Source organism: Neobacillus vireti (assembly GCF_001026695.1).
GTDB lineage: Bacteria > Bacillota > Bacilli > Bacillales > Cytobacillaceae > Neobacillus > Neobacillus vireti.
The window spans coordinates 1-21,516 of the sequence record NZ_LDNB01000021.1 but is presented as its reverse complement, the minus strand read 5'-3'; the positions used below and the strand labels follow the sequence as shown (position 1 = coordinate 21,516).

General features: G+C 38.7%; 25 protein-coding genes. 16 read left to right on the top strand and 9 right to left on the bottom strand.

What is annotated here, in order from left to right:
- Nucleotides 1–40 precede the first annotated feature (40 nt).
- Both AA980_RS25970 and AA980_RS23790 read right to left on the bottom strand, forming a co-directional pair.
- A complete protein-coding gene (locus AA980_RS25970) occupies nucleotides 41–2,038 on the bottom strand; it encodes a glycosyltransferase family 2 protein (RefSeq protein ID WP_024030811.1) in 1,998 nt (665 codons plus the stop codon).
- A gap of 16 nt (nucleotides 2,039–2,054) precedes the next feature.
- Nucleotides 2,055–2,861, bottom strand: coding sequence for a UTP--glucose-1-phosphate uridylyltransferase (locus AA980_RS23790; protein ID WP_024030812.1), 807 nt, complete (start codon nucleotides 2,859–2,861; stop codon nucleotides 2,055–2,057).
- Between the two features lie 294 nt (nucleotides 2,862–3,155).
- Between AA980_RS23790 and recX the strand changes: the two genes are divergently transcribed.
- A complete protein-coding gene (gene recX / locus AA980_RS23785) occupies nucleotides 3,156–3,965 on the top strand; it encodes a recombination regulator RecX (protein ID WP_024030813.1) in 810 nt (269 codons plus the stop codon).
- Between the two features lie 9 nt (nucleotides 3,966–3,974).
- Here the strand turns inward: recX and AA980_RS23780 are convergent, their stop codons facing one another.
- On the bottom strand, nucleotides 3,975–4,646 hold the full coding sequence (locus AA980_RS23780; protein ID WP_024030814.1) for an SDR family NAD(P)-dependent oxidoreductase: 672 nt from the start codon (nucleotides 4,644–4,646) through the stop codon (nucleotides 3,975–3,977).
- A 90-nt stretch (nucleotides 4,647–4,736) separates the two neighbouring features.
- Here AA980_RS23780 and AA980_RS23775 point away from each other — a divergent pair, with 90 nt between their 5' ends.
- A complete protein-coding gene (locus tag AA980_RS23775) occupies nucleotides 4,737–5,060 on the top strand; it encodes a YfhH family protein (protein WP_024030815.1) in 324 nt (107 codons plus the stop codon).
- A gap of 42 nt (nucleotides 5,061–5,102) precedes the next feature.
- Here AA980_RS23775 and AA980_RS23770 read toward each other — a convergent pair whose 3' ends face one another.
- Together AA980_RS23770 and AA980_RS23765 are read right to left on the bottom strand one after the other, a co-directional pair.
- On the bottom strand, nucleotides 5,103–5,279 hold the full coding sequence (locus AA980_RS23770; RefSeq protein ID WP_024030816.1) for a small, acid-soluble spore protein K: 177 nt from the start codon (nucleotides 5,277–5,279) through the stop codon (nucleotides 5,103–5,105).
- Between the two features lie 146 nt (nucleotides 5,280–5,425).
- Nucleotides 5,426–6,406 carry a metal-dependent hydrolase gene (locus tag AA980_RS23765; protein WP_024030817.1) on the bottom strand — a complete coding sequence of 327 codons (981 nt, stop codon included), beginning with the start codon at nucleotides 6,404–6,406 and terminating at the stop codon, nucleotides 5,426–5,428.
- A gap of 171 nt (nucleotides 6,407–6,577) precedes the next feature.
- Here AA980_RS23765 and mutY point away from each other — a divergent pair, with 171 nt between their 5' ends.
- Nucleotides 6,578–7,678 (top strand): A/G-specific adenine glycosylase, encoded by a 1,101-nt coding sequence (gene mutY / locus AA980_RS23760; RefSeq protein ID WP_024030818.1) that lies wholly within the window; start codon nucleotides 6,578–6,580, stop codon nucleotides 7,676–7,678.
- 27 nt (nucleotides 7,679–7,705) lie between these two features.
- Here mutY and AA980_RS23755 read toward each other — a convergent pair whose 3' ends face one another.
- The gene (locus tag AA980_RS23755; RefSeq protein ID WP_024030819.1) at nucleotides 7,706–7,891 is read right to left on the bottom strand and encodes a hypothetical protein; all 186 of its coding nucleotides are present in this window, start codon (nucleotides 7,889–7,891) and stop codon (nucleotides 7,706–7,708) included.
- A gap of 115 nt (nucleotides 7,892–8,006) precedes the next feature.
- Here AA980_RS23755 and fabL point away from each other — a divergent pair, with 115 nt between their 5' ends.
- The 5 genes from fabL (at nucleotide 8,007) to AA980_RS23730 (ending at nucleotide 12,055) form a co-directional block, all read left to right on the top strand.
- A complete protein-coding gene (fabL, locus tag AA980_RS23750; RefSeq protein ID WP_047772033.1) occupies nucleotides 8,007–8,756 on the top strand; it encodes an enoyl-[acyl-carrier-protein] reductase FabL in 750 nt (249 codons plus the stop codon).
- Nucleotides 8,757–8,830: 74 nt separating this feature from the next.
- On the top strand, nucleotides 8,831–9,055 hold the full coding sequence (locus AA980_RS23745) for a gamma-type small acid-soluble spore protein (RefSeq protein ID WP_024030821.1): 225 nt from the start codon (nucleotides 8,831–8,833) through the stop codon (nucleotides 9,053–9,055).
- A 148-nt stretch (nucleotides 9,056–9,203) separates the two neighbouring features.
- Nucleotides 9,204–9,461, top strand: a complete 258-nt coding sequence (locus AA980_RS23740) for a YgaB family protein (RefSeq protein WP_024030822.1) — start codon at nucleotides 9,204–9,206, stop codon at nucleotides 9,459–9,461.
- Nucleotides 9,462–9,693: 232 nt separating this feature from the next.
- Nucleotides 9,694–10,224 (top strand): nucleoside tri-diphosphate phosphatase, encoded by a 531-nt coding sequence (gene ntdP / locus AA980_RS23735; protein WP_024030823.1) that lies wholly within the window; start codon nucleotides 9,694–9,696, stop codon nucleotides 10,222–10,224.
- 64 nt (nucleotides 10,225–10,288) lie between these two features.
- Complete coding sequence (locus AA980_RS23730) at nucleotides 10,289–12,055, top strand: ABC transporter ATP-binding protein (RefSeq protein WP_024030824.1); 1,767 nt, start codon at nucleotides 10,289–10,291, stop codon at nucleotides 12,053–12,055.
- 17 nt (nucleotides 12,056–12,072) lie between these two features.
- Here AA980_RS23730 and AA980_RS23725 read toward each other — a convergent pair whose 3' ends face one another.
- Together AA980_RS23725 and AA980_RS23720 are read right to left on the bottom strand one after the other, a co-directional pair.
- Nucleotides 12,073–13,149 (bottom strand): FUSC family protein, encoded by a 1,077-nt coding sequence (locus AA980_RS23725; RefSeq protein ID WP_024030825.1) that lies wholly within the window; start codon nucleotides 13,147–13,149, stop codon nucleotides 12,073–12,075.
- A gap of 209 nt (nucleotides 13,150–13,358) precedes the next feature.
- Nucleotides 13,359–14,651, bottom strand: coding sequence for a glutamate-1-semialdehyde 2,1-aminomutase (locus AA980_RS23720; protein WP_024030826.1), 1,293 nt, complete (start codon nucleotides 14,649–14,651; stop codon nucleotides 13,359–13,361).
- A 196-nt stretch (nucleotides 14,652–14,847) separates the two neighbouring features.
- On the opposite strand from AA980_RS23720, the gene AA980_RS23715 reads away from it, so the two are divergent.
- The 7 genes from AA980_RS23715 to perR all read left to right on the top strand — a co-directional run bounded on the left by AA980_RS23715 (nucleotide 14,848) and on the right by perR (nucleotide 19,811).
- On the top strand, nucleotides 14,848–15,864 hold the full coding sequence (locus tag AA980_RS23715; protein ID WP_024030827.1) for an ABC transporter ATP-binding protein: 1,017 nt from the start codon (nucleotides 14,848–14,850) through the stop codon (nucleotides 15,862–15,864).
- A complete protein-coding gene (locus AA980_RS23710; RefSeq protein WP_024030828.1) occupies nucleotides 15,857–16,648 on the top strand; it encodes an ABC transporter permease in 792 nt (263 codons plus the stop codon). Before AA980_RS23715 ends, AA980_RS23710 begins: the two co-directional genes overlap by 8 nt.
- A gap of 3 nt (nucleotides 16,649–16,651) precedes the next feature.
- Nucleotides 16,652–17,437, top strand: coding sequence for an ABC transporter permease (locus tag AA980_RS23705; protein WP_024030829.1), 786 nt, complete (start codon nucleotides 16,652–16,654; stop codon nucleotides 17,435–17,437).
- 88 nt (nucleotides 17,438–17,525) lie between these two features.
- Nucleotides 17,526–17,906: a potassium channel family protein gene (locus AA980_RS23700; RefSeq protein WP_024030830.1), complete on the top strand. Its 381-nt coding sequence runs from the start codon at nucleotides 17,526–17,528 to the stop codon at nucleotides 17,904–17,906.
- Nucleotides 17,907–17,991: 85 nt separating this feature from the next.
- On the top strand, nucleotides 17,992–18,459 hold the full coding sequence (gene bcp / locus AA980_RS23695; RefSeq protein ID WP_024030831.1) for a thioredoxin-dependent thiol peroxidase: 468 nt from the start codon (nucleotides 17,992–17,994) through the stop codon (nucleotides 18,457–18,459).
- A 252-nt stretch (nucleotides 18,460–18,711) separates the two neighbouring features.
- Nucleotides 18,712–19,260 carry a cob(I)yrinic acid a,c-diamide adenosyltransferase gene (locus tag AA980_RS23690; RefSeq protein WP_024030832.1) on the top strand — a complete coding sequence of 183 codons (549 nt, stop codon included), beginning with the start codon at nucleotides 18,712–18,714 and terminating at the stop codon, nucleotides 19,258–19,260.
- A 113-nt stretch (nucleotides 19,261–19,373) separates the two neighbouring features.
- On the top strand, nucleotides 19,374–19,811 hold the full coding sequence (gene perR / locus AA980_RS23685) for a peroxide-responsive transcriptional repressor PerR (protein WP_034725105.1): 438 nt from the start codon (nucleotides 19,374–19,376) through the stop codon (nucleotides 19,809–19,811).
- 89 nt (nucleotides 19,812–19,900) lie between these two features.
- Here perR and AA980_RS23680 read toward each other — a convergent pair whose 3' ends face one another.
- On the bottom strand, nucleotides 19,901–20,257 hold the full coding sequence (locus AA980_RS23680; protein WP_024030834.1) for a YgzB family protein: 357 nt from the start codon (nucleotides 20,255–20,257) through the stop codon (nucleotides 19,901–19,903).
- 149 nt (nucleotides 20,258–20,406) lie between these two features.
- On the opposite strand from AA980_RS23680, the gene AA980_RS23675 reads away from it, so the two are divergent.
- Entirely contained in the window at nucleotides 20,407–21,282 is an 876-nt protein-coding gene (locus AA980_RS23675; RefSeq protein WP_024030835.1) for a nucleotidyltransferase-like protein, read from the top strand.
- Nucleotides 21,283–21,516 lie beyond the last annotated feature (234 nt).

Genomic DNA, 21,516 nt, shown 5'->3' with positions numbered 1-21,516 from the left:
TACAAATTTCAGGAAAATATTCTTTGTGGTTTTGTAAAGGTTAACTATTATTAAAAGGAAGTCCCTTTTTCCATCTATCATCGGTATCCCTGAGCCAATAAACTAATTTATTATTGGCTCTACAAATTAAAATAGGTTTTAAATCCTGTAGTTGTGCAATCATAATAGGATCGACATCCTCACTCGTGATCCGATAAGGCCCCACCCAAGGATGTCCAGCTTTTTGATTGTCCCTCGTCCATAATCCCACACCGCCTGCGGCTAACTTACAAGCTACTGCAAAAAAACCTGAGTGGGTTTCAAAAAAAACTGGAACACCGACAGCACCATCGGCAAACGTTTCACTTTTGTACCATTTATTCTTATTTTTATCCTGCCAATAATGGGTTAAGAAAGAATTCGATCTGACAATTAGTTCTTCACTCCCAAATCCACTTGTAATGGGTAAAGAAAGGTCATACATGTGTGAATTATCTTGGTACCATGGATATTTCTTACTTCGGTATTTTTTACTATATTGTTCAGTCGCAAGGTGTTTGATTAGTTTCCTCGCTAAATCATGTTTATCACGATATACGGGATGGCACAACCAACTGTTTCTAATGTTATTAAAGCTGTGAATCATTTCATCTAATGTAAAGTGGGGGCGGTAGCGAATCATTAATTGGTCAGTATTATTAGGATATTTTTTGATTCTATACTTGAGTTCTTTAGCCATGTTTACAAAAATAAACTCATCTGTTCCAAAGGATGATGTTTCTAGCAGTGCTTTTTTTAACATCGACTTCCTTCTAAGTAAGGATCCTATAAGTGACCTATTGAAAACCTGACCGACATTGAAAATACCATAGAAGGGATTAATATTAAATAATTGACTCCACCGGTTTTTTTCCTTCATTAGTTCGTATCCAATGTACCAATCTTTTTCCGGTATCCGTAATTTTACTGCCATGTAATCTGTATTCATCATTTGAGTTTGGACGAAATCTTCATAGCCTTCCCTGATAAATAATGCGTCCGAATCAATATTTACCAGGTAATCATAATCCATTTTCATTTCTTCGAGCCATTCCATCGTCTCGAGAAAATAAATTGTGGTGAATCCGCGTTCCATCTTGTGGCTAGATGGACAAACAGGAACCCCTAAATTATCACACAGGGTTGGATCATCGCCGCCATTATATAAGACCATGGAGCTATTTGGACAAAAATATCTTACGTTATCAATTAATTCTTTAACAAGAGGCCGGTTATCATGAACAAGGATTGCAAAGCAGATTTTACTTTTAGAGGATAGCGAATATTGATGATAGCCCTCCATGTTATGATTTATCCTTTCTTGATACCCTGCACGTTCCTTAATTAATTTAACCATTTCATCTTTGTTTCCACTTGCTGCAATATACCGATTCAAGAGCTTTTTATTGGCTTCACCATTTGGATTCGTTGCATAGTGAGATGAAGGGTGCCACAAATGAAATATTCTGGCTCTATAATTAACGAAGTGACCGCATATGGTATTGACCGCATGTGAAAAGGCATCATCTTCCCCTCCCCAGCCAACAAAGCGTTCATCAAAACCTCCTGCTGCTTCAAAATTCTTTCTTGGAATGACATTTAGTTTTCCAGCAAACCCGTTATATATCCAGTTTGCTTTAATACAGTTTGCTAATTCCACATCCAGTGGCCACTTTGGCGTTTTTTTAAACAGTCTTCTGGTCTCGTATTTTGGAATATCATATATTTCTGTAAAAGGAACGACCCATGCAGCGTCGTTTAACAAGTGAATAGAATCCTGAATAATTTGCGGATCATAAACAATATCCGCATCTGCTATTACAAATATATCTCTTGTTGCCTTTTTGGCAGCTAGGTTAACAGCTTTAGCTTTGTTAATCTCATCACCATTGTAGAGTCCTAAACATAATTCAGCTTCAGGCATTTTAGCAGCATAGAATCTTTTCAACCACTCAAATGCCTCTGCTCTTGGACCATTATCCGTTTGAAAAGGAATGATAATTGAAACATTCTCAAACATACAACTCCTCCTTTCTTCAATAATCATCCTTGCTTAATATGTTCATTAATTGAACATATTCTTCTAATTTTCCAATATCATATCGACTGCCGGAGATAACTTTTCCAAAGACTGATTCAGATGCTAACAAACCTTTAATGGCATCAGTCAATTGTATTTCGCCTCCAACACCTATCTCAACGGTGTCTAAACTTTGAAAGATAGCTGGAGTGAAAATATATCTGCCTACCACGGCAAGATTTGAAGGTGGATTGTTTAAAGGTTTTTCCACGATATCTTGAATATTTATAAAATTAGGGCTGTCATTCCCTTGAATAACCCCATAATCCTTTAAACAATCTTGATCTACCTGTTTTAAGGCGATAACACTTCCCTCAGTATCCATGTGAACATCAATTAATTCCTTAAGGGCAGGTTGGTGTTTTGGAATGATAATATCATCTGGCAATAGAACTCCAAACGGTTCATTGCCTACAAATTCTTTCCCGAGTCGAATGGCATCTCCAAGTCCACTTGCGTAAGGTTGTCTAATATAAAAAATTTCTACCTTTGGAAGTGCTAACTTTTTTACTAGATGTTCTTTATTTTGACTTTTTAAAAAGGTATCTAACTCTAAGGAAAAGTCAAAGTAGTCAATGATCATATCCTTTGATTTTGATGTTATTATTAGTAATTGTTCAATCCCAGAATTAGCAGCCTCTTCGACTATATAGTGTATGGCTGGCTTAAAGCCAAGTGGAAACATTTCTTTTGGGATTGCCTTTGTAATTGGAAGACTTCTTGTTCCATAGCCTGCAGCAGGAATAATTGCCTTTCTTACCATTAATGAGCTCCTCACTTTCTTTATTTCTATCGAAAAAAATTCAAAAAACTGTAACTTGTCCAATATATAGCTTATAGAATAGGTCATCTTTTCTTTTGAAGATAAGGAATTAGGCGAATAATGAACTTTCACCAATCCAAAAAGGATTGCCGCAACCGTTTTATTTCATCTTATGTTCGCTAGAAAGAGGATGAAAGAGGAAAAAGCCCATAATGTAGACAACAATAAATATAAATAAAATGATGAATGGTTAAACATCAGGATTGTGGTAAAGTAATCTTTGAGGTGAAGGAAATGGCTATCATAACAAAAATCACCACGCAGAAGAAAAATACGGATCGGTTTAATGTCTTTATGGATTACGGTAAAGGCGAGGAATTTGCCTTTAGTGTCGACAGCGATGTGTTAATCAAATTCCAATTAAAAAAAGGAATGGAGCTTGACGACTTTTCCTTTTTGGAGATTCAGTATCAAGACGATATTCGCAAGGCGTATAACCTAGCGGTTAATTATTTGGCAAGGAGAATGAGAGCGGAAAAAGAGATTAGGGATTACCTAAGTCAAAAAGAGACTGATGAGCCAGTTATTGATGAAGTCATCCATAAATTAACCGCCCAGAGATACATCAATGACGAGGAATTTGCTTTAGCATATGTGAGGACACAGGCAAATACAACCGATAAAGGCCCAGATTTAATCAAACTGGAGTTAAAAGAAAAAGGAATTGCTGAGGGGATTCGGTTACAAGCCCTTGGAGAATATCCATTAGAGCAGCAAATTGAGAAAGCAGTCAAAATGTGCGGAAAGTTTCTTCAAAAGGGAACAAAAGAATCTTTGAAAATTCAAAAGCAAAAGCTTGAGCAACTGATGCTAAGAAAAGGTTATTCTTTTGAAGTCATTCAGATTGCTCTAGATGAAACACAAGTGGATAAAGCGGCTGATGAAGAAATGGAAGCGATTCGCTTCCAAGGTGAAAAGGCTGATCGAAAATTTTCTCGTTACAGTGGTTTTGAATATCAACAAAAGATGAAACAGACATTATACCGAAAAGGTTTTTCAATGGAGCTAATTGAAAGGTTCCTTGCCGAAAAAGAAAACTCATGACAAGAAGCGTCATGAGTTTTCGATAATAATCGAATCTTGATCCAATTTTTCCATGATGATTTCTGCGATTTCTTTGGCTGAGCGGAGGCGTGATTTATCTTTAATGTGGTCACTGTTGTCCCAAAATGGGGTGTCCATGCCGCCCATATAAACAGCATTAAATTTAATTCCACTGCCTTCATATTCTTTTTGCAGACTTTCGGTAAAGCCCCTGACGGCAAATTTGCTGGCAACATATACGGCTTCATTCACTTTACCACGTAAACCAGCAGTAGAAATAATATTCATAATTCGTCCCTGGCCAGTTTTTTGTAAATGAGGAAGGATGGCCTTTGTCATTAAGATGGTTCCTAACACATTCGTATCTAGCATCTCGCTAATTTGCGCGTTCTCTATTTCCTCAAATCGACCAAAATGACCAATTCCCGCGTTATTTACCAATCCGAAAATTTCATATGTACTGCTAATTTCATTCAATATTTGAGTTACTCCTTCAACGTTTCTGATATCTAACGGAAGGATGTCTGCTATTCCTCCAGCCGTTTCAATTTCTTGTTTTGCATGGGCTAATTTTTCAATGGATCTCCCTGCCAGCAATAGGTGAAAGCCATTTTTCGAAAAAAGCAGAGCTAATTCCTTTCCTAAACCCGATCCTGCTCCGGTAATCAATATTGTTTTCATTGTTTATTCTCCTTCAATTGAGTTTTCACTCTTTATTAAATCTATTAAAATAACTATACTAAAAAAAGAAGATAAATGGGAGTGGATGAGATGGAGCAGGAGAAACGCTATAGTGCAATGACAGAATATGAACTAAGACAGGAAATTGCCATGCTTCAAGAAAAGGCAAGAAAAGCGGAGCAAATGGGAATGGTCAATGAGTTTGCGGTTGTTGAAAGAAAAGTACAGATGGCACGAGCGTACATGATAAACCCTGATCAATTTAAACCGGGAGAAGTTTATGAAATCGAAGGAGACCCCGGCCACTATTTTAAAATTGATTATATGAACGGTGTTTTTGCCTGGGGCTATCGGCTTAAAGGTGATGGGAAAGAAGAGGCATTACCAATTTCTTTATTAAAATCGCTTAAATGACAAACCAGAGATATAGCTCTCTGGTTTGTCTTAATGTTGCACCTATTTATAAACTTGCGGCGATTCATCATCGCGCTCGCCTGAGGCACGCATCCGTTCTTGCGGATGTGTATTGATAGTGCCATCTGCCCTTGTGGAGGCATACTCTGCTTTCGCTCTTGGCTCTCCCTCAAACTTGTTATTATTTTGATTTGGGAAATTCTTTGCTTTATTTCTCATGCTGTACCTCCATTATCGGAAATGAGAAACACGTGAAAAGCAAAGCATTCTCAATGCTTACCACGTAACAATAGTATCTGTGCTTTTACGCTCAATTATGTTATTAGATACTGGAAAAAGGCGAGTGACTAAAGTGTCACTGCTTTTTAGCTAGGAATAATACTAAGTTTCTTCCGCAATTTCTTTTCACTAAACACCCAGCCTGTGTAGGAGCTGATTGGCTTTAATTCGCGGTCTAGCTGGACGACGGCCACGAAGGGATAGTGACCATTGCTCCGGTAGCGCAGGTCAATAAAACGGACTTCATAAAAATCAGTGTATTCATCAACTTCCCAGCGATAAACAGGAGAAAACGATAGAAAAGCGGACAGGTTTTTATCCTTTTTTGCCGCTTCAATTACAGGTGTTTTGGGTACTGGTATACGTTGAAATCGGTCTAATATCTCAACTTTATTCTTAAGTGCCATTCCAACAAAAAATTGCTCGCGATTCATGGCAGCAATTCGCCATTTATGAAACTTCATTGTCGGGGCAATAATAATATCCGTTGCATCAGGTATAATTGTCCTTACTTCATCTAATACTCTTTTCTTCGCCAGGTATCGTAGGAAATAATAGCCGACGATAACGGCATACATCAGCAAAAAGGTAACCCCTGGATCTGCCCCTAAAACCCAAATGAAAATTCCAACAACATGAAATCCAAAAATAAACGGATCAAATGTATTAATGATGCCTAGTGCAACCCATTTGTTTGAAAAAGGTCTTAGGGCTTGCGTACCGTATGCATTAAAAATATCAACAAATACATGGATAAACACGGCAGCAAATGTCCAAGCCCATAAATGTAGTAAATTGGCATCTGGGAAAAACGGGTAAATGACCGCCAAAAGGGCAATCGGCCATAAAAGAACTGCAGGAATTGAGTGTGTTACACCACGATGATTACGAATGTAGATAGCATTATTTCTCAGTTTTAAAACTGTGTCAATATCTGGTATTTGCGAGCCGGCGATGGTTGCAATTAATACACTGGCTGTAGTAGCATGGCTGCTGGCGACGGACGGGTCAAGCGTAGCCAGACCGCCAAGAGCAATGCCCATAACAACATGAGTTCCAGTATCCAAAAGGAAAAGCCTCCTTTAATATGGTCTTGTCAAAAGATAGAATTTGGCTTATCGTAGAACAAAATGTCTTTTTACTTGAAAAAAGCAGTCCATGCCCGGTAAACCGGCGCTTACTTTTCTTATTATATTCCCTTTTACCGTAGTGTTTAACAACTTGGAGGCACAAAAGTTATGTTAATTGAACAGAAAAATCTTGAAAAAATCAATATAATTGCTTTTCAAAATGATTTAATTACCTGGTTTAAAAATGAGCAGCGCGACCTGCCCTGGCGGAAAGACCAGGACCCGTACAAGGTTTGGGTGTCAGAAATTATGCTTCAGCAAACAAGGGTAGATACGGTTATCCCCTATTTTAATCGCTTTATTGAATGGTTTCCAACCATTGAAGACCTGGCAGAAGCCGAAGAAGATAAAGTACTTAAAGCTTGGGAAGGTCTTGGTTATTATTCAAGGGTAAGAAACTTGCAATCAGCGGTTAAAGAGGTGCAAGAGAAATATAATGGAGAAGTACCAAACACTCCTGAAGAAATTTCTTCCCTTAAAGGTGTCGGTCCCTACACAGCTGGTGCGATATTAAGTATTGCTTACGGTATTCCAGAGCCAGCTGTCGATGGGAATGTGATGCGGGTTATATCACGGGTCCTTTCCATTTGGGATGATATTGCCAAACCATCATCCCGAAAAGTATTCGAAAAAGCAGTCCGGACGTTAATTTCGCACGAAGATCCATCTTCATTTAACCAGGCATTAATGGAATTAGGGGCATTAATCTGTACACCAACTTCTCCTTCCTGTTTATTATGTCCAGTCCGCGACCATTGTCATGCTTTTTTCGAAGGAGTACAAAATGAACTGCCGATTAAAACGAAAAAAACAAAAACGCGGGATGTCCAGCTTGCCGCAGCAATCCTGTTAGATGACAACGGAAAAATGTTAATTCATAAACGTCCTGCAAGCGGATTGCTTGCAAACTTATGGGAGTTTCCAAATGTTGAGCTCCATCATTCATTGCAAAATGAACGGGAACAGGTCGTCGATTTGTTTAAACAAAACCTTACTTTAGAAATTGACCTAAAGAAAATTATTGGTCAGATTGAACATGTATTTTCCCACCTCGTTTGGAATCTAAACGTATATACTGGCAAAATACATTCTGGGTTTCAAGAGAACGAGGAGTGGAAGCTTGTCTCTTTTGAGGAAATGGAGAAATTTGCTTTTCCCGTATCCGCTCAAAAAATGCTTAAACTTTACCTAGAGCATATAAAGAAATGAACGCCGTTTAAACGGCGTTCATTTCTTTTATGTCGCTTGAAGACCTCCGCGATTTTCAATTTCTTTAATGATTTCCCGATGGATTGTCTGTCCTTCACTATTTAAATATGGTGCTATTTGCTGTAAGGAATGATGAAAAAAAGCAAGCTCACTTGGTTCCCAGTCTGATTTTGCCATCATCGAAAGCTCAGTCATATCTCGTCCCGCATACATGTTACTACTTCCTTTCAATTGGTTATTTTGCCTTAGTTTTTTGTTTAATAATTGTCTTCTATTCATGAAAAGGCTAAAATGGATAAATAATTGATAGTAGAAGGGAATATGAAAAATGACTCAAAAGGTAGCACTTATAACTGGCAGCAGCCGGGGAATCGGGAAAGCAACTGCACTTCGGTTAGCCCAAGCAGGATATGATATTGTAATTAATTATGCAAGAAGTAAAAAAGGTGCTCTTGAAACAGCTGAACAAGTTGAAGCATTGGGTAGAAAAGCATTCATCATCAAAGCCAATGTTGGTGATGTAGACAAAATTAAAGATATGTTTGCTCAAATCGATCAAGAATTTGGCCGTTTAGACGTATTTGTCAATAATGCAGCCTCCGGGGTGCAGCGTCCTGTCATGGAACTTGAGGAATCACACTGGGATTGGACCTTAAATATCAATAGTAAAGCTCTATTGTTCTGCGCACAGGAAGCAGCCAAACTAATGGAGAAAAATGGCGGCGGAAAAATTGTCAGCATCTGTTCACTTGGCTCCATCCGCTATTTGGAAAACTACACTGTAGTAGGTGTATCCAAAGCGGCACTTGAGGCTTTAACGAGATATTTGGCGGTCGAATTAGCACCGAAAAATATTGTGGTTAATGCGGTTTCTGGTGGAGCTGTCGATACGGAGGCATTGAAGCATTTTCCTAACCGAGAAGAACTCCTTCAGGAAGCAAAAGAAAAAACACCTGCTGGCAGAATGGTTGAAATTGACGATATGGTCAATTGCGTTATGTTCCTTCTGTCCGAGGAATCAAGTATGATCAGGGGGCAAACGATTATAATTGACGGGGGAATTTCATTACTCGTATAGTTATTTTTTTATATAAATTATTTTGGATAATCTTCACCTCCCATGGATAAATTAATCACGTGGAGGTGATTACAATGGCAAAATTCAATCAACAGCCAAACAAAACTTCAGCTGGAACAAACATCCAGGAAGTAAGACAACAAAACGCCCAATCTGCTGGCGGTGCTGGCGCAGCCGGTGCACAAGGCCAATTTGGAACTGAGTTTGGAAGCGAAACAAATGCGCAAGAAGTAAGACAGCAAAACCAAGCTGCAGAAGCTAAGAAAAACCAAAATGCAGGTCAATTTGGCCAACAATAAAAAAATACTTAAAAAGAAGGCGCTCTTTTCCGAAAAGAGTGCCTTCTTTTTCGACAAAACTTCCTCTATGTCTACAGAAGTAGTCAAAGGAGAATACTGTTTGTTAAAGAATACATAATGAGTACGAAAATATAAGGCGGTGAGGGAAATGAATCATTTTAATCGATTAGTTTCCGAACAAATGGTGACGATGGAAAAACTGCTTTACCTTCAGGCTGAGCTTGAGCGCTGTCAACAAATTGAAGATGAGCTTCAGATTCTTCAGAACGCCACAAATCTTGAAAGTGTTCAGAAGGACATTCAGCAGATGAAAAAGGAATTGAAAGAAATTCAGCTAATTTTTGAAAAGCAGACAGAAGATGTAATTAATTCATATCGCGAGACAAACTTAACACATTCCTTGTAAAAACTAACATTGGCTGAATTGCTTTTACGGCGCTTCGCCCCCTTTCCCACAGAAAAAAATTCGCAAATTTTTACAAAGAGCCATGGATTTATGGCTCTTTTGTTTTAAATTCTGTTCTCAACCGTTATAATAATAGAAAATAGGAATTTTCTTTGTTGCCTTTTGTCGATATTTACTTAAAAAATTTTTAGAATAGGTTACAAAGCGTTCAGGAATGAAGGTAGGGGAGAACATGGGCGTACCCATAGAAGGTGAACCAATGCAAATACATAGCTATAAGCACAATGGGCACATCCATCGCGTCTGGGAAGAAACAACCGTTTTAAAAGGGTCGCAGCATTTAGTGATTGGCGGGAACGATCGCACCTTGGTAACTGAATCAGATGGGAGAACGTGGATTACAAGGGAACCAGCCATTTGTTACTTCCACTCACAATACTGGTTCAATGTCATTGGGATGATCCGAGAGGACGGCATTTATTATTACTGTAATATCAGTTCACCATTCATTTTTGATGGTGAAGCACTAAAGTATATTGATTATGACCTTGATATTAAGGTGTACCCTGATATGACTTTTAATTTACTAGACGAAGATGAGTATGAACGGCATCGCCGTGAAATGAACTATCCAGAAGCAATTGATCAAATTCTAAAGCGGAATGTTGAAAAACTGATTCAATGGATTCGGCAGCGGAAAGGCCCGTTTGCACCAGATTTTATTGATATTTGGTATGAACGTTATCTAACATATAGACGTTAGAAGCTAAACACCTGTTGATTAGGATATCAACAGGTTTTGTTATGAAGAGAGGGGGGCTTTAACGGTGAGCAGCATTCGCAGATACCTTCAATTTGTTAAACCGTATCGTCTGCAGATTATTGGAACGGTCATCATTGGAGTAATTAAATTTTCCATTCCGCTCATCATTCCATTGTTGATTAAATACGTGGTTGATAACATTGTCGGAAACCATGCTTTATCTCATGACGAGAAAATTAATAAACTAATGCTTATTATGGGTGTGATGCTAGTTGTGTTTGTCTTCCTAAGACCGCCTATAGAATATTACCGCCAGTATTTCGCCCAATGGACATCTAGTAAAATCCTCTATGATATTCGTGATACGTGTTTTTCGCATATTCAAAAGTTGAGCTTCAAATATTATTCAAATACCCGCGCAGGTGAGATAATCTCACGTGTGATTAATGATGTAGAGCAAACAAAAACATTTGTTATTTCCGGATTAATGAATCTCTGGCTTGATATTGCGACCATCATCCTTGCCATTATCCTAATGTTTTCAATGAATGCTAAATTAACGTTAGTATCGATTCTGCTGTTCCCACTTTACGCCTTTTCAGTGCGTTACTTTTTTGGGAATTTACGCAAGCTGACTCGATCGCGTTCGCAGGCCCTGGCAGAAGTTCAAAGCTATTTACATGAGCGCGTGCAGGGGATGCCGGTAATAAAGTCCTTTGCCATTGAAGAATATGAACAGGGTCAATTTGATAAGCAAAATAGAAACTTTTTAGAAAAGGCATTGCAGCATACAAGCTGGAATGCGAAGTCCTTTTCAGTGGTTAATACGATAACGGATATTGCTCCATTACTCGTTATTGGCTATTCCGGCTATTTGGTCATCCAGCATCAGCTGTCACTGGGGACAATGGTTGCGTTTTTTGCCTATATTGACAAGCTTTATAATCCACTCAGAAGGTTGATCAATTCATCAACAACCATTACTCAATCCTTTGCATCAATGGACCGGGTGTTTGAATTTTTGGATGAGAAGTATGATATCGTTGATGACCCGAAGGCAAGAGTTTGCAGTAATGTTAAGGGAGATATCTCTTTTGAAAATGTTTCTTTTTCCTACGACAAAAATGAGGAAATGGTGTTAAAGGACATTCAGTTAGATGTGAAAAAGGGAGAAACAATTGCACTTGTAGGAATGAGTGGCGGCGGAAAATCAACGCTAGTCAGTCTAATTCCCCGTTTTTACGACGTGACAAAGGGAAGAATTACATTAGACGGTGTAGATATCCGACAATTTAAGGTTCAAACACTACGCGACAAAATTGGTGTTGTTTTTCAGGATAATATTTTATTTAGTGAATCGGTTAGGGACAATATTTTATTAGGCAAGCCAGGGGCACCTGATGAGGAAGTTTATCGGGCGGCTAAAGCGGCGAATGCCCATGAGTTTATCTTAAATCTGTCAGACGGGTACAACACTAAGGTTGGCGAAAGAGGAGTCAAGCTTTCTGGGGGACAAAAACAACGCGTCGCGATTGCCCGCGTATTCTTGAAAAATCCACCGATCTTAATACTTGACGAGGCGACATCGGCACTCGATTTAGAAAGTGAACATTCGATTCAGGAATCACTTGAGGAGTTGGCGAAAGACCGGACCACTTTTATTGTGGCCCACCGCTTATCGACCATAACACATGCCAACCGAATTGTCCTAATCGAGCATGGACAAATTGTAGAAGTGGGAACACATGACGAACTAATGACCAAAAAAGGAAATTATTATAAATTATTTCAAGTCCAGCAGCTTGAACAAACAAAAACCGAGGCAGAGTAATCGCTGCTTCGGTTTTCTTATTCTTGGCTTTCTTCTTCAATCGATACTTCATTTTTGTGATAGGAATGAAAGCTGGTAATCAATGTATCGAGATGTTCGACTTGTTCAGCATAATCAATAACCGAGGCGATAATCTGCATTGTATGAAAAAGATGCGGATTATTATGGTCGGCAGATTCACTTTGATGTGTGAAAAAGTAGTCGAATAACTCCTTTTTGTTTAAGTAAACATTCTCCTCATGATAGGGAGGCGGCGTTGGAATTTTCCCAATGAATCTGAGCAGAACCTGTTCATGATGATAAATAAGGCTATCAACCTGTTCCTGGATAGATTGCTTGAAATCTTCCGGAAGGTGAAGCAGTTCATTTTCAAACCGATGCAGTCTTTTTAATGTATCAAGTGCTTTTTTTGCCGTTAAGTTCAATTGTCGGTAAATTACAAGCTTTCTCGATTTTTCAAGATTCTTTTTAGAAAAATAACCTCGTTCTTCCTTGTACATCTTATAAAACTGGTCCATCGTCTGGATTTCTTCTTTTAACTTCTTTATATCAGTTTTGAGAAGCTGGTGATCGTAATCATGGCGTGTACTTAAGCGGATCCACTTAATAATTTCCTCAGTAGTGCCAACGATTTTAAAATAAAGCTTATTTTCATATTTTGGCGGGATAAAGACGAGATTGACGATAAATGCTGAAAATACCCCGATCATAATAGTGGAGAAGCGAATCCCGGCGAATTGAATAAAGCTTCCGCTTTGTGTTTCCATAATAGAGATTAATGTTACAAGTGAGAGTCCGATTGTGTTCTCTAGTTTGAGTTTAAGATTAATAATAATCACAATGATTGCGGCTAAGCCGATAACGATAAAATGGTTTCCCAACAGAAGAACCAGGATGACAGCAAGCAAAGCACCAATGATATTTCCTTGGATTTGTTCAACAATAGTTAAATAAGAGCGATAAATGGTCGGTTGAATCGCAAATATTGCTGCGATTGCAGCGAATACTGGTGAAGGCGAATGGAACAACTGACTTAAGTATAAGGCTAAAACAATGGCTATTCCCGTTTTTAAGATGCGGGCACCTAACTTCATTCTAAATAAATTCCTTTCAAAATACGTTTTTGTTTTTAATTTGCTCACTAACAAACAATTAAGTACTATACATGGATAAAAACAAATAATCAAGAGAAATTATATGAATTTAACTTGTAAATGTTGCAGGAAATTCCGGCAAAAAAATTAACGCCCTCAAAACAGAGGACGTTAATTCGTTTGTGTGGCAGATGGGGGTGTGAAACACCCTATTCATTTAGCAATGAAAAAGCATGATTTACTGCGTGAAGAGTTGCTTCAATATCCTCTTCCGTATGGGCAATCGTCATGAACCATGCTTCGTATTTGGATGGAGCAAGATTAATTCCTTGCTTGAGCATCAGTTTGAAAAACTTTGCGAAAATTTCTCCATCAGTGTTTTCCGCCTGTTGATAATTTTCAATTTTTTCAGATGTAAAATAAACAGTAAGTGCACCTTTCAAGCGATTGATGGTAATTTGAATGTCATGCCTCTTAGCTGCCTCTAAAATTCCTGCTTCAAGCATTGCCCCTAATCGATCTAAATAATCATAAACACCATCTTGCTTTAATACCTCGAGACAGGCGATGCCTGATAAAATGGACGCTGGATTTCCGGCCATTGTTCCAGCTTGGTATGCAGGTCCAAGCGGTGCCACTGTTTCCATGATTTCTTTCCGGCCGCCATAAGCACCGATTGGCAGACCGCCGCCAATAATTTTTCCCAGTACGGTTAAGTCAGGCTGGATGCCTAATAAATCCTGTGCGCCGCCGTACATAAACCGGAATGCTGTAATGACTTCATCATAAATGACAAGTGCACCTGCTGCATGAGTAAGATCATTGACTTGCTGCAAAAATCCTGGTTTTGGCTCAACGATCCCAAAGTTCCCGACAATCGGCTCTACTAATACCGCAGCAATTTGCGGTCCCCACTTTTCTAATGCTTCTTTAAATGGTTCGATATCGTTGAAAGGTACGGTTATCACTTCTTGAGCAATGCTTTTTGGCACCCCAGCCGAATCAGGTGTCCCAAGCGTGGAAGGTCCAGAGCCCGCTGCAACAAGGACAAGGTCGGAGTGACCATGATAACAGCCGGCAAATTTGATAATTTTATCGCGTCCGGTATAGGCGCGAGCCACGCGGATCGTTGTCATGACGGCTTCAGTTCCGGAATTGACAAAACGCACTTTATCCATTGAAGGAATCGCTTCCTTCAGCATTTTGGCAAATTTCACCTCGTGTGGTGTTGGGGTACCGTAAAGAACTCCTGACTCTGCCGCTTTTTTAATTGCTTCTGTTATATGCGGATGGGCATGACCGGTGATAATTGGACCGTAAGCTGCCAGGTAGTCAATATATTGATTGCCGTCGACATCCCAGAAGTAAGCACCTTGAGCGCGTTCCATGACAACTGGAGCACCGCCGCCAACTGCTTTATAGGAACGTGAAGGGCTGTTTACCCCACCGACAATATGTTTTAAAGCCTCATTATGTAACCGTTCAGAGTTTGATAATTGCATTTTTTTCCTCCTAAAAATATTTCAACTTAATTATTCCAATTCAAGCGCCGTAAAACGGGCGCTTCCGCTTTTCTATTTTAGCACTTTTTTAGTTCCAATTTAATTTTTTCAATTTTTAATGAAGTGCAGGACTGTTGTTTTAACACTCTAATTTAGCTAAACTAATTCATTAGGGTAAGTTTCAGGAGGTACAAGGATGAATAATGCCATTGAGGTACAAAAATTAAGGAAAGAATTTAAAGCCTACTCCAGTCGATCTGGCCTAACAGGGGCTTTTCGAGATTTATTCACAAGAAATTATCAAATTGCTACCGCTGTAAATGATATTAGTTTTACTGTCAAAAAAGGTGAAATGGTCGGTTACATCGGTGAAAATGGGGCTGGGAAATCGACAACGATTAAAATGCTGACAGGTATCCTGACTCCCACTTCCGGACAAATCAGCGTTAACGGCATGAATCCACACAAGGAGCGGGAAAAATTTGTCCAAACTATCGGCGTTGTTTTCGGGCAGCGCTCGCAATTATGGTGGGATATCGCCGTACAGGAGTCATTCCGACTGTTGAAAAAAGTATATAAAGTGTCGGATCAACAATATGACGACCACATGAACCATGTCATTCGAACATTGGATATCGAGCCGCTTCTCGATAAGCCTGTCCGTAAATTATCGCTTGGTCAACGGATGCGCTGTGAATTGGCAGCAGCGTTGATTCATAATCCGCCGTTACTGTTCTTAGATGAACCGACAATTGGTTTAGATGTACTGGTAAAGTTGAAAATTCGTGAATTCTTAAAAGAAATTAATGAGAAATATAACACGACGATTCTCCTGACAACCCACGACCTTACTGATATTGAAGCGTTGTGCGAGCGGGTAATCATGCTTGATGAAGGGAATGTGATATATGACGGGGCACTTAAGAATTTAAAGGAAACATTGGGCGAAGGAAAAGAGCTCCAATTTCAGTTTCTTGAAAAGGTGGATCTCGCAGCTGTTAAACATGTAACAGACGGTATGCCTGTTAAATGGGAGTTAGATGAAAGGGATCTAATTTTTACGGCAAATATCGAGGACAGCGATGAACTCATTTCCCGGGTTATTACCGCGGTTGCTGCTGTTTTTAAAATTAAAGACATGAAAATTAACGAAACCTCTACAGAAGAAATCATCCGTAATATTTATGAAAAGGGTGCGGTCGACGTTGGATAAATATTTAGAAATGATTAGAGTCCGGTTTTTAATGATGCTCGCCTATCGGACGAATTATTATACGGGGATTTTTATTTATGGCATAAATATCGGCGCCTATTATTTTTTATGGACGGCTATTTATGGCGGGAAGGAGCAAATTCAGGGGCTGTCTGTCATCCAAATGACTACCTATGTCGCAATTTCTTGGATGGCCAGAGCGTTTTACTTCAATAATCTGGACCGGGAAATGGCGATGGAAATCATGGAGGGGAAAGTCGCCGTTGAGCTGATTAGACCTTACAATTATCTTGGGATGAAGACGATGCAGGGTTTAGGCGAAGGGATTTTTCGCTTGTTTTTCTTTTCGGCGCCAGGTCTTGTCATTGTTTATTTCATCTTCCCAATCCGATTCACCTGGGATTTAAGCGTATGGGGTTTATTTGCCGTCTCTATCCTGCTGAGCTTTTTCATTAATACGCAGCTAAATTTATTAACAGGGCTAACGACTTTCTTCTTATATAATAATACAGGGCTGATTCGGGCCAAACGTGTGGTCATTGATTTGTTTTCCGGTCTGCTCTTGCCGATTAGTTTTTTTCCCGGCTGGGCGCAAGAGATTATGAAATACCTCCCGTTTCAAGGGATCAGCTATATACCGAGTATGATTTTTACGAAAGGCTTTTCGCACCAGCAGGCCATCGAAGCACTTGGACAGCAATTATTATGGGTAATCATTTTAGTGATCCCAATCCAATTGCTTTGGCATGCGGCCAAGAAACAGCTGGTGATTCAAGGGGGCTAAGCGTTGTTTTACGTATCGATGTTTTTTCAATATCTATCGCAATATTTAAAAACAAGACTACAATATCGGGCAGATTTGTTTGTTGAGTTTTTCTCGGATTTACTTTCGCAGGCGATTAATCTGGTCTTTATCTTAGTCGTTTTTGGCCACACTAATTTGCTTCATGGCTGGAACCGGGATGAAATTATTTTTATTTATGGCTTTTTCTTAGTTCCATACGCTGTTTTTTCTGCGTTTTTTAATATTTGGGACTTTAATGAACGCTATATCGTAAAGGGGGAACTTGACCGGATCTTAACAAGACCGATCCACAGTCTGTTTCAAATTATTCTTGAACGGCTGGAACTGGAATCTTTATTCGGGGCAATTACCGGGCTTGCAGTGATGTTTTATGCCGGCAGCAGGCTGGGTATTGAGCTGCACTGGTATGATCCGTTCCTGTTTATTGTGTTTGTAATCGGTGGAGCGCTAGTGTACGGCGGTGTGTTCATCATGCTTGCCTGCATTAGCTTCTGGGCAGACGCCAGAACATCGCTCATGCCGATGATGTACAATATTAGTAACTATGGCAGGTATCCGGTTAATATTTATAATAAAATCATCCGGTTTGTACTAACTTGGATTCTGCCGTTTGCGTTTGTTGGCGTCTATCCCGCGGCCTTTTTCCTTGGAAAAAATGAATGGTATTGGTATTCATTTATCACTCCAGTTATTGGAATTCTCTTTTTTGTTTTCTCAGTGCTCTTATGGAATCAGGGTGTCAAGAAATATCGCGGAGCGGGGAATTAATTACAACTTGGATATTTTATTGTCCAAGCAAGCATAGAAATAGAGTAACCTATGCTGAATTTAGAGGTGATCCTAGGTGTTCTATTTCTTGCTGCCAATTGTTATCTTTTGTATATTTATGAGTTTAAGAACTTTATTTATCCCTAACACAATTAGAGGGAAATTTGTCTCAGTAGATAATTTTCTTTATTTGGGGACAGTCTACTTGACCGTTATCCTTGGATTTGGATTAATTTATCTTCTCTTTCATTTAATTGGATTGCCGATACTTAAGGAAGTGAACCCGCATCCAAAGGGTAATATTTTTGAAACAAGTTTTTATTTTAGCGCAATGACGTTGTTCTCAGTCGGTAATGGTGATGTCCTGCCGCAGGGGATGGGCAGAATTATTGCTGTTATTGAGGCATTAATAGGTTATACATTGCCCGCTGCATTTGTCGCGCGAGTCATGCTGAATCGGGAAAAATAATCCTATTGACTGCGAGAAAGTTGTGTTATCTAGAAAGATTAGGTACGCTGTAATGAAGAATATTTTACAATTGGAGTGATATCAAGTGACGGTTGAGATAGGAAAACAAGCCCCTGATTTTCAGTTAGAAGCGAATAATGGCGAGACAGTAACATTAGCAAAATTTCGCGGAAAAAATGTTGTTCTTTATTTTTATCCAAAGGACATGACTCCTGGATGTACGACTGAAGCATGTGATTTCCGGGATCAATTTCAGCAATTTCATGATTTGAATGCGGTGATCCTAGGTGTAAGCCCAGATCCGGCCAACCGCCATCAAAAATTCATCGAAAAATACGGTCTGCCATTCTTGCTGCTTGCAGATACGGACCACGAAGCCGCCGAAGCCTATGGAGTATGGAAATTAAAGAAAAACTTCGGGAAAGAATATATGGGGATCGAAAGGTCAACATTTATTATTAATCAAGAGGGCACCCTCGTTAAGGAATGGAGAAAGGTTCAAGTCAAGGGGCATGTAGAGGAAGCATTAACTTACATACGCGCTAACCAATAATTTTTCTAAGCCTATTTTTAAAAGGAAAGGCATTTGTCCAATGCAACAATCCTTGATTTGAATATCATTTTATTAGGGCATACCTCCTCAGATAAATTTTTGGGTCCATAGCGGCCCTTTTTTTATGCTTAAAAAGGGATATCTTTATTCCGAGTATTCGAAATATACATATAGGTGTTATGATAAAGGAAATAATCACTTCCTGTCTGCCAAAGGGGAAGAGCCAAATAGTTCATTTAGGGGGATGGAAAAATGAAGATTTATACAAAAACCGGTGATAAGGGAACAACTTCACTAATTTACGGTCAAAGGGTAGCGAAGAACGACATGCGAGTGGAGGCATATGGGACTTGCGATGAAACGAATTCTATGATTGGGCTTGCGCTGAGTCATTTAAATAATGAAAATTTCAAAGGGAAAGAAATAATTGAAAATGCATATCATAAAATACAAACAAACCTATTTCATGTCGGAGCTGAATTAGCGACCCCAAATGGTAAGGAAGTAAAGTGGTCACTCAAATCTTCAGATGTGGAGGAATTGGAAAAACAAATCGATGATTGGGATACGGCACTTCCAGGGTTAACGAATTTCATTCTGCCTGGAGGACACCCTGCAGGTGCTGCATTTCATGTGGCCAGAACAATTGCAAGACGGGCAGAAAGGTGTGCGGTTACTTTGGGTGAGGACGTGAATCCACTCGTATTGGCCTATTTAAACCGGCTTTCGGATTTATTGTTTGTGACCGCTCGATATGTAAATCATCAACTAGGGGCTACAGAAAAGACTTTGCACAGTTAATATATAAGAAACATGTCGGTTAGTGAGATTACAATATTGACAAAAGTACAAATTACCTAGTACAATTAATTATAACAATTATAATATAAGAATATTTTTTGGAAAGAAGGTGCATGGCGATGAATCAATTAAAAGAAGCGTTGGATACCCTGAAGGATACGGGGGTACGAATTACTCCGCAACGTCATGCGATACTTGAATATTTAATAAACTCGATGTCACATCCTACTGCAGATGAAATCTATAAGGCACTTGAAGGAAAATTTCCGAATATGAGTGTGGCGACGGTTTACAATAATTTACGAGTATTTCGTGAAGTTGGTCTTGTAAAGGAATTAACTTACGGTGATGCATCAGCACGTTTCGATTTTGTAACTTCGCATCATTATCATGTCATTTGTGAAAAGTGCGGAAAAATTGTCGACTTTCATTATCCGGGCTTAGATGAGGTGGAGCATCTTGCTTCACATGTGACCGGCTTTAAGGTGGAAAATCACCGCATGGAAATCTACGGTTCCTGTCCTGAATGTGCAAGTAAAGAGGTACATTAACGTTATACTATGAAGGTTGATTTTAAAATTTTTGTGAAAAAAGGATGACTTACCAATCACGGCTAAAAGCCATGAAGGTAAGCCATCCCTTATTTATTTTTCCGGTTTTTCTTATTATAAGTTTCGTCAAATTCTTTTCCTTCGAGTTTGGGATCAAGTGTTAATGGTTCACGACAATACATACACATATCCACTTTTCCAAGCATTTTTGTTTGCTTTCCACAGCTTGGACACTTTACATGGATGGATTTTGTTGATAACATTCCAATCCAAAAATAAACAACTGTACTCGCGATAATAAAAAGAAGACCAAAAAGCATGAAGATGGTCATAATAAGTGGTGAAGTACGAAAAAAGATACCGCCATACATAACAATAAAGCCGATGAAAATTAATGATAATGCAAAGCTGCGAATTTTATTTATTTTACTCGAATATTTTGCCATGAAACTCCCTCCTAGAGAAACTATACCATATTTATGAAAAGAGAAAAAATTATGCGACAAGAATGTCGAAATTTGTCTTTGTTTTAAGGAGGATATTTAGTTTCATTGTCGAACATATACCATACCCGAAAAAAATGGAGGAATGATGAATGGAAGACATCCTTCGGCCTATTTATCAAGAAAGGGCGAGCCAATCCAATACTCTAGGAGTGTTGTTAATTGAAAAAAAACAAAAATTAAGCCATATCACTGATTCATTTGATGTTATTCTCTTGGTAATTATTAAAGAGGCGGATCAGCCATTATTCATAAAACACTATACGTACAACAACAAAAAAGCTGCCATGCATGTCCTTGCCGAAACCCAGCTCCAAGAATGGCTTTTACTTGGCACAAATAGAAAGATATTTGAGTGGATTCATGATGCCAAAATCCTTTTTGACAGAAATGAGTACGTTGCAAATTTAAAAACGGAACTGCGCGAATTTCCTTTTAACGGACGAAAAATCAAAATGGGCGTAGAATTTGCTAAATTAATTCGTCGTTATGTCGATGGAAAAGCCCTATTCGAAAGCAAACAGGTTTTAGATGCTTATAATCATGTTGTCCATTCCTTGCACCATCTTGCAAGATTAGCGGTGATTGAAAATGGTCTCCACCCAGAGCTAACAGTTTGGCAGCAAGTTAAACAAATCGAACCGGAAATATATAAATTATATGAGGAACTGGTTAATAGTGAAGAGACACTTGAGAAAAGACTGGAACTATTATTCCTTGCAAGTGAATTTATGATTCATTCTAGAACAAATATTGGGACCTCTCACTTATTGGAAGTACTCAGCGGCAAGGAATACTGGTTCTTTAATGAAATGATGAATGAAAAGGAATTAATCCCTTACTCCGTTGATCTTGCTGTCCTGCTTGAGTATTTAATTGAAAAACATCTAATAGATGTAATAAACATTGAAACAAAAGGTCATGGGGTTTTTCATCGCGGATATTGTGTCAGCAAAAAATTATCGTAAAAAAATAAAAAAGGTATTGACCTTTTATTGTTTGCTTGGTATATTAATAACCGTCGCTGCGAAACATTCTTATAAAGTTTTCGTGAGTGACGGTTTGAAAAAAGTTATTGACATCTTGATGAGTTTTATGTTATATTAATAAAGTCGCTTAAGAGCGATTGAAAGATTGTTCTTTGAAAACTAAACAAACAAAAACGTCAACAAACAATATTTTTTAGTTTTTTTATAAAACTA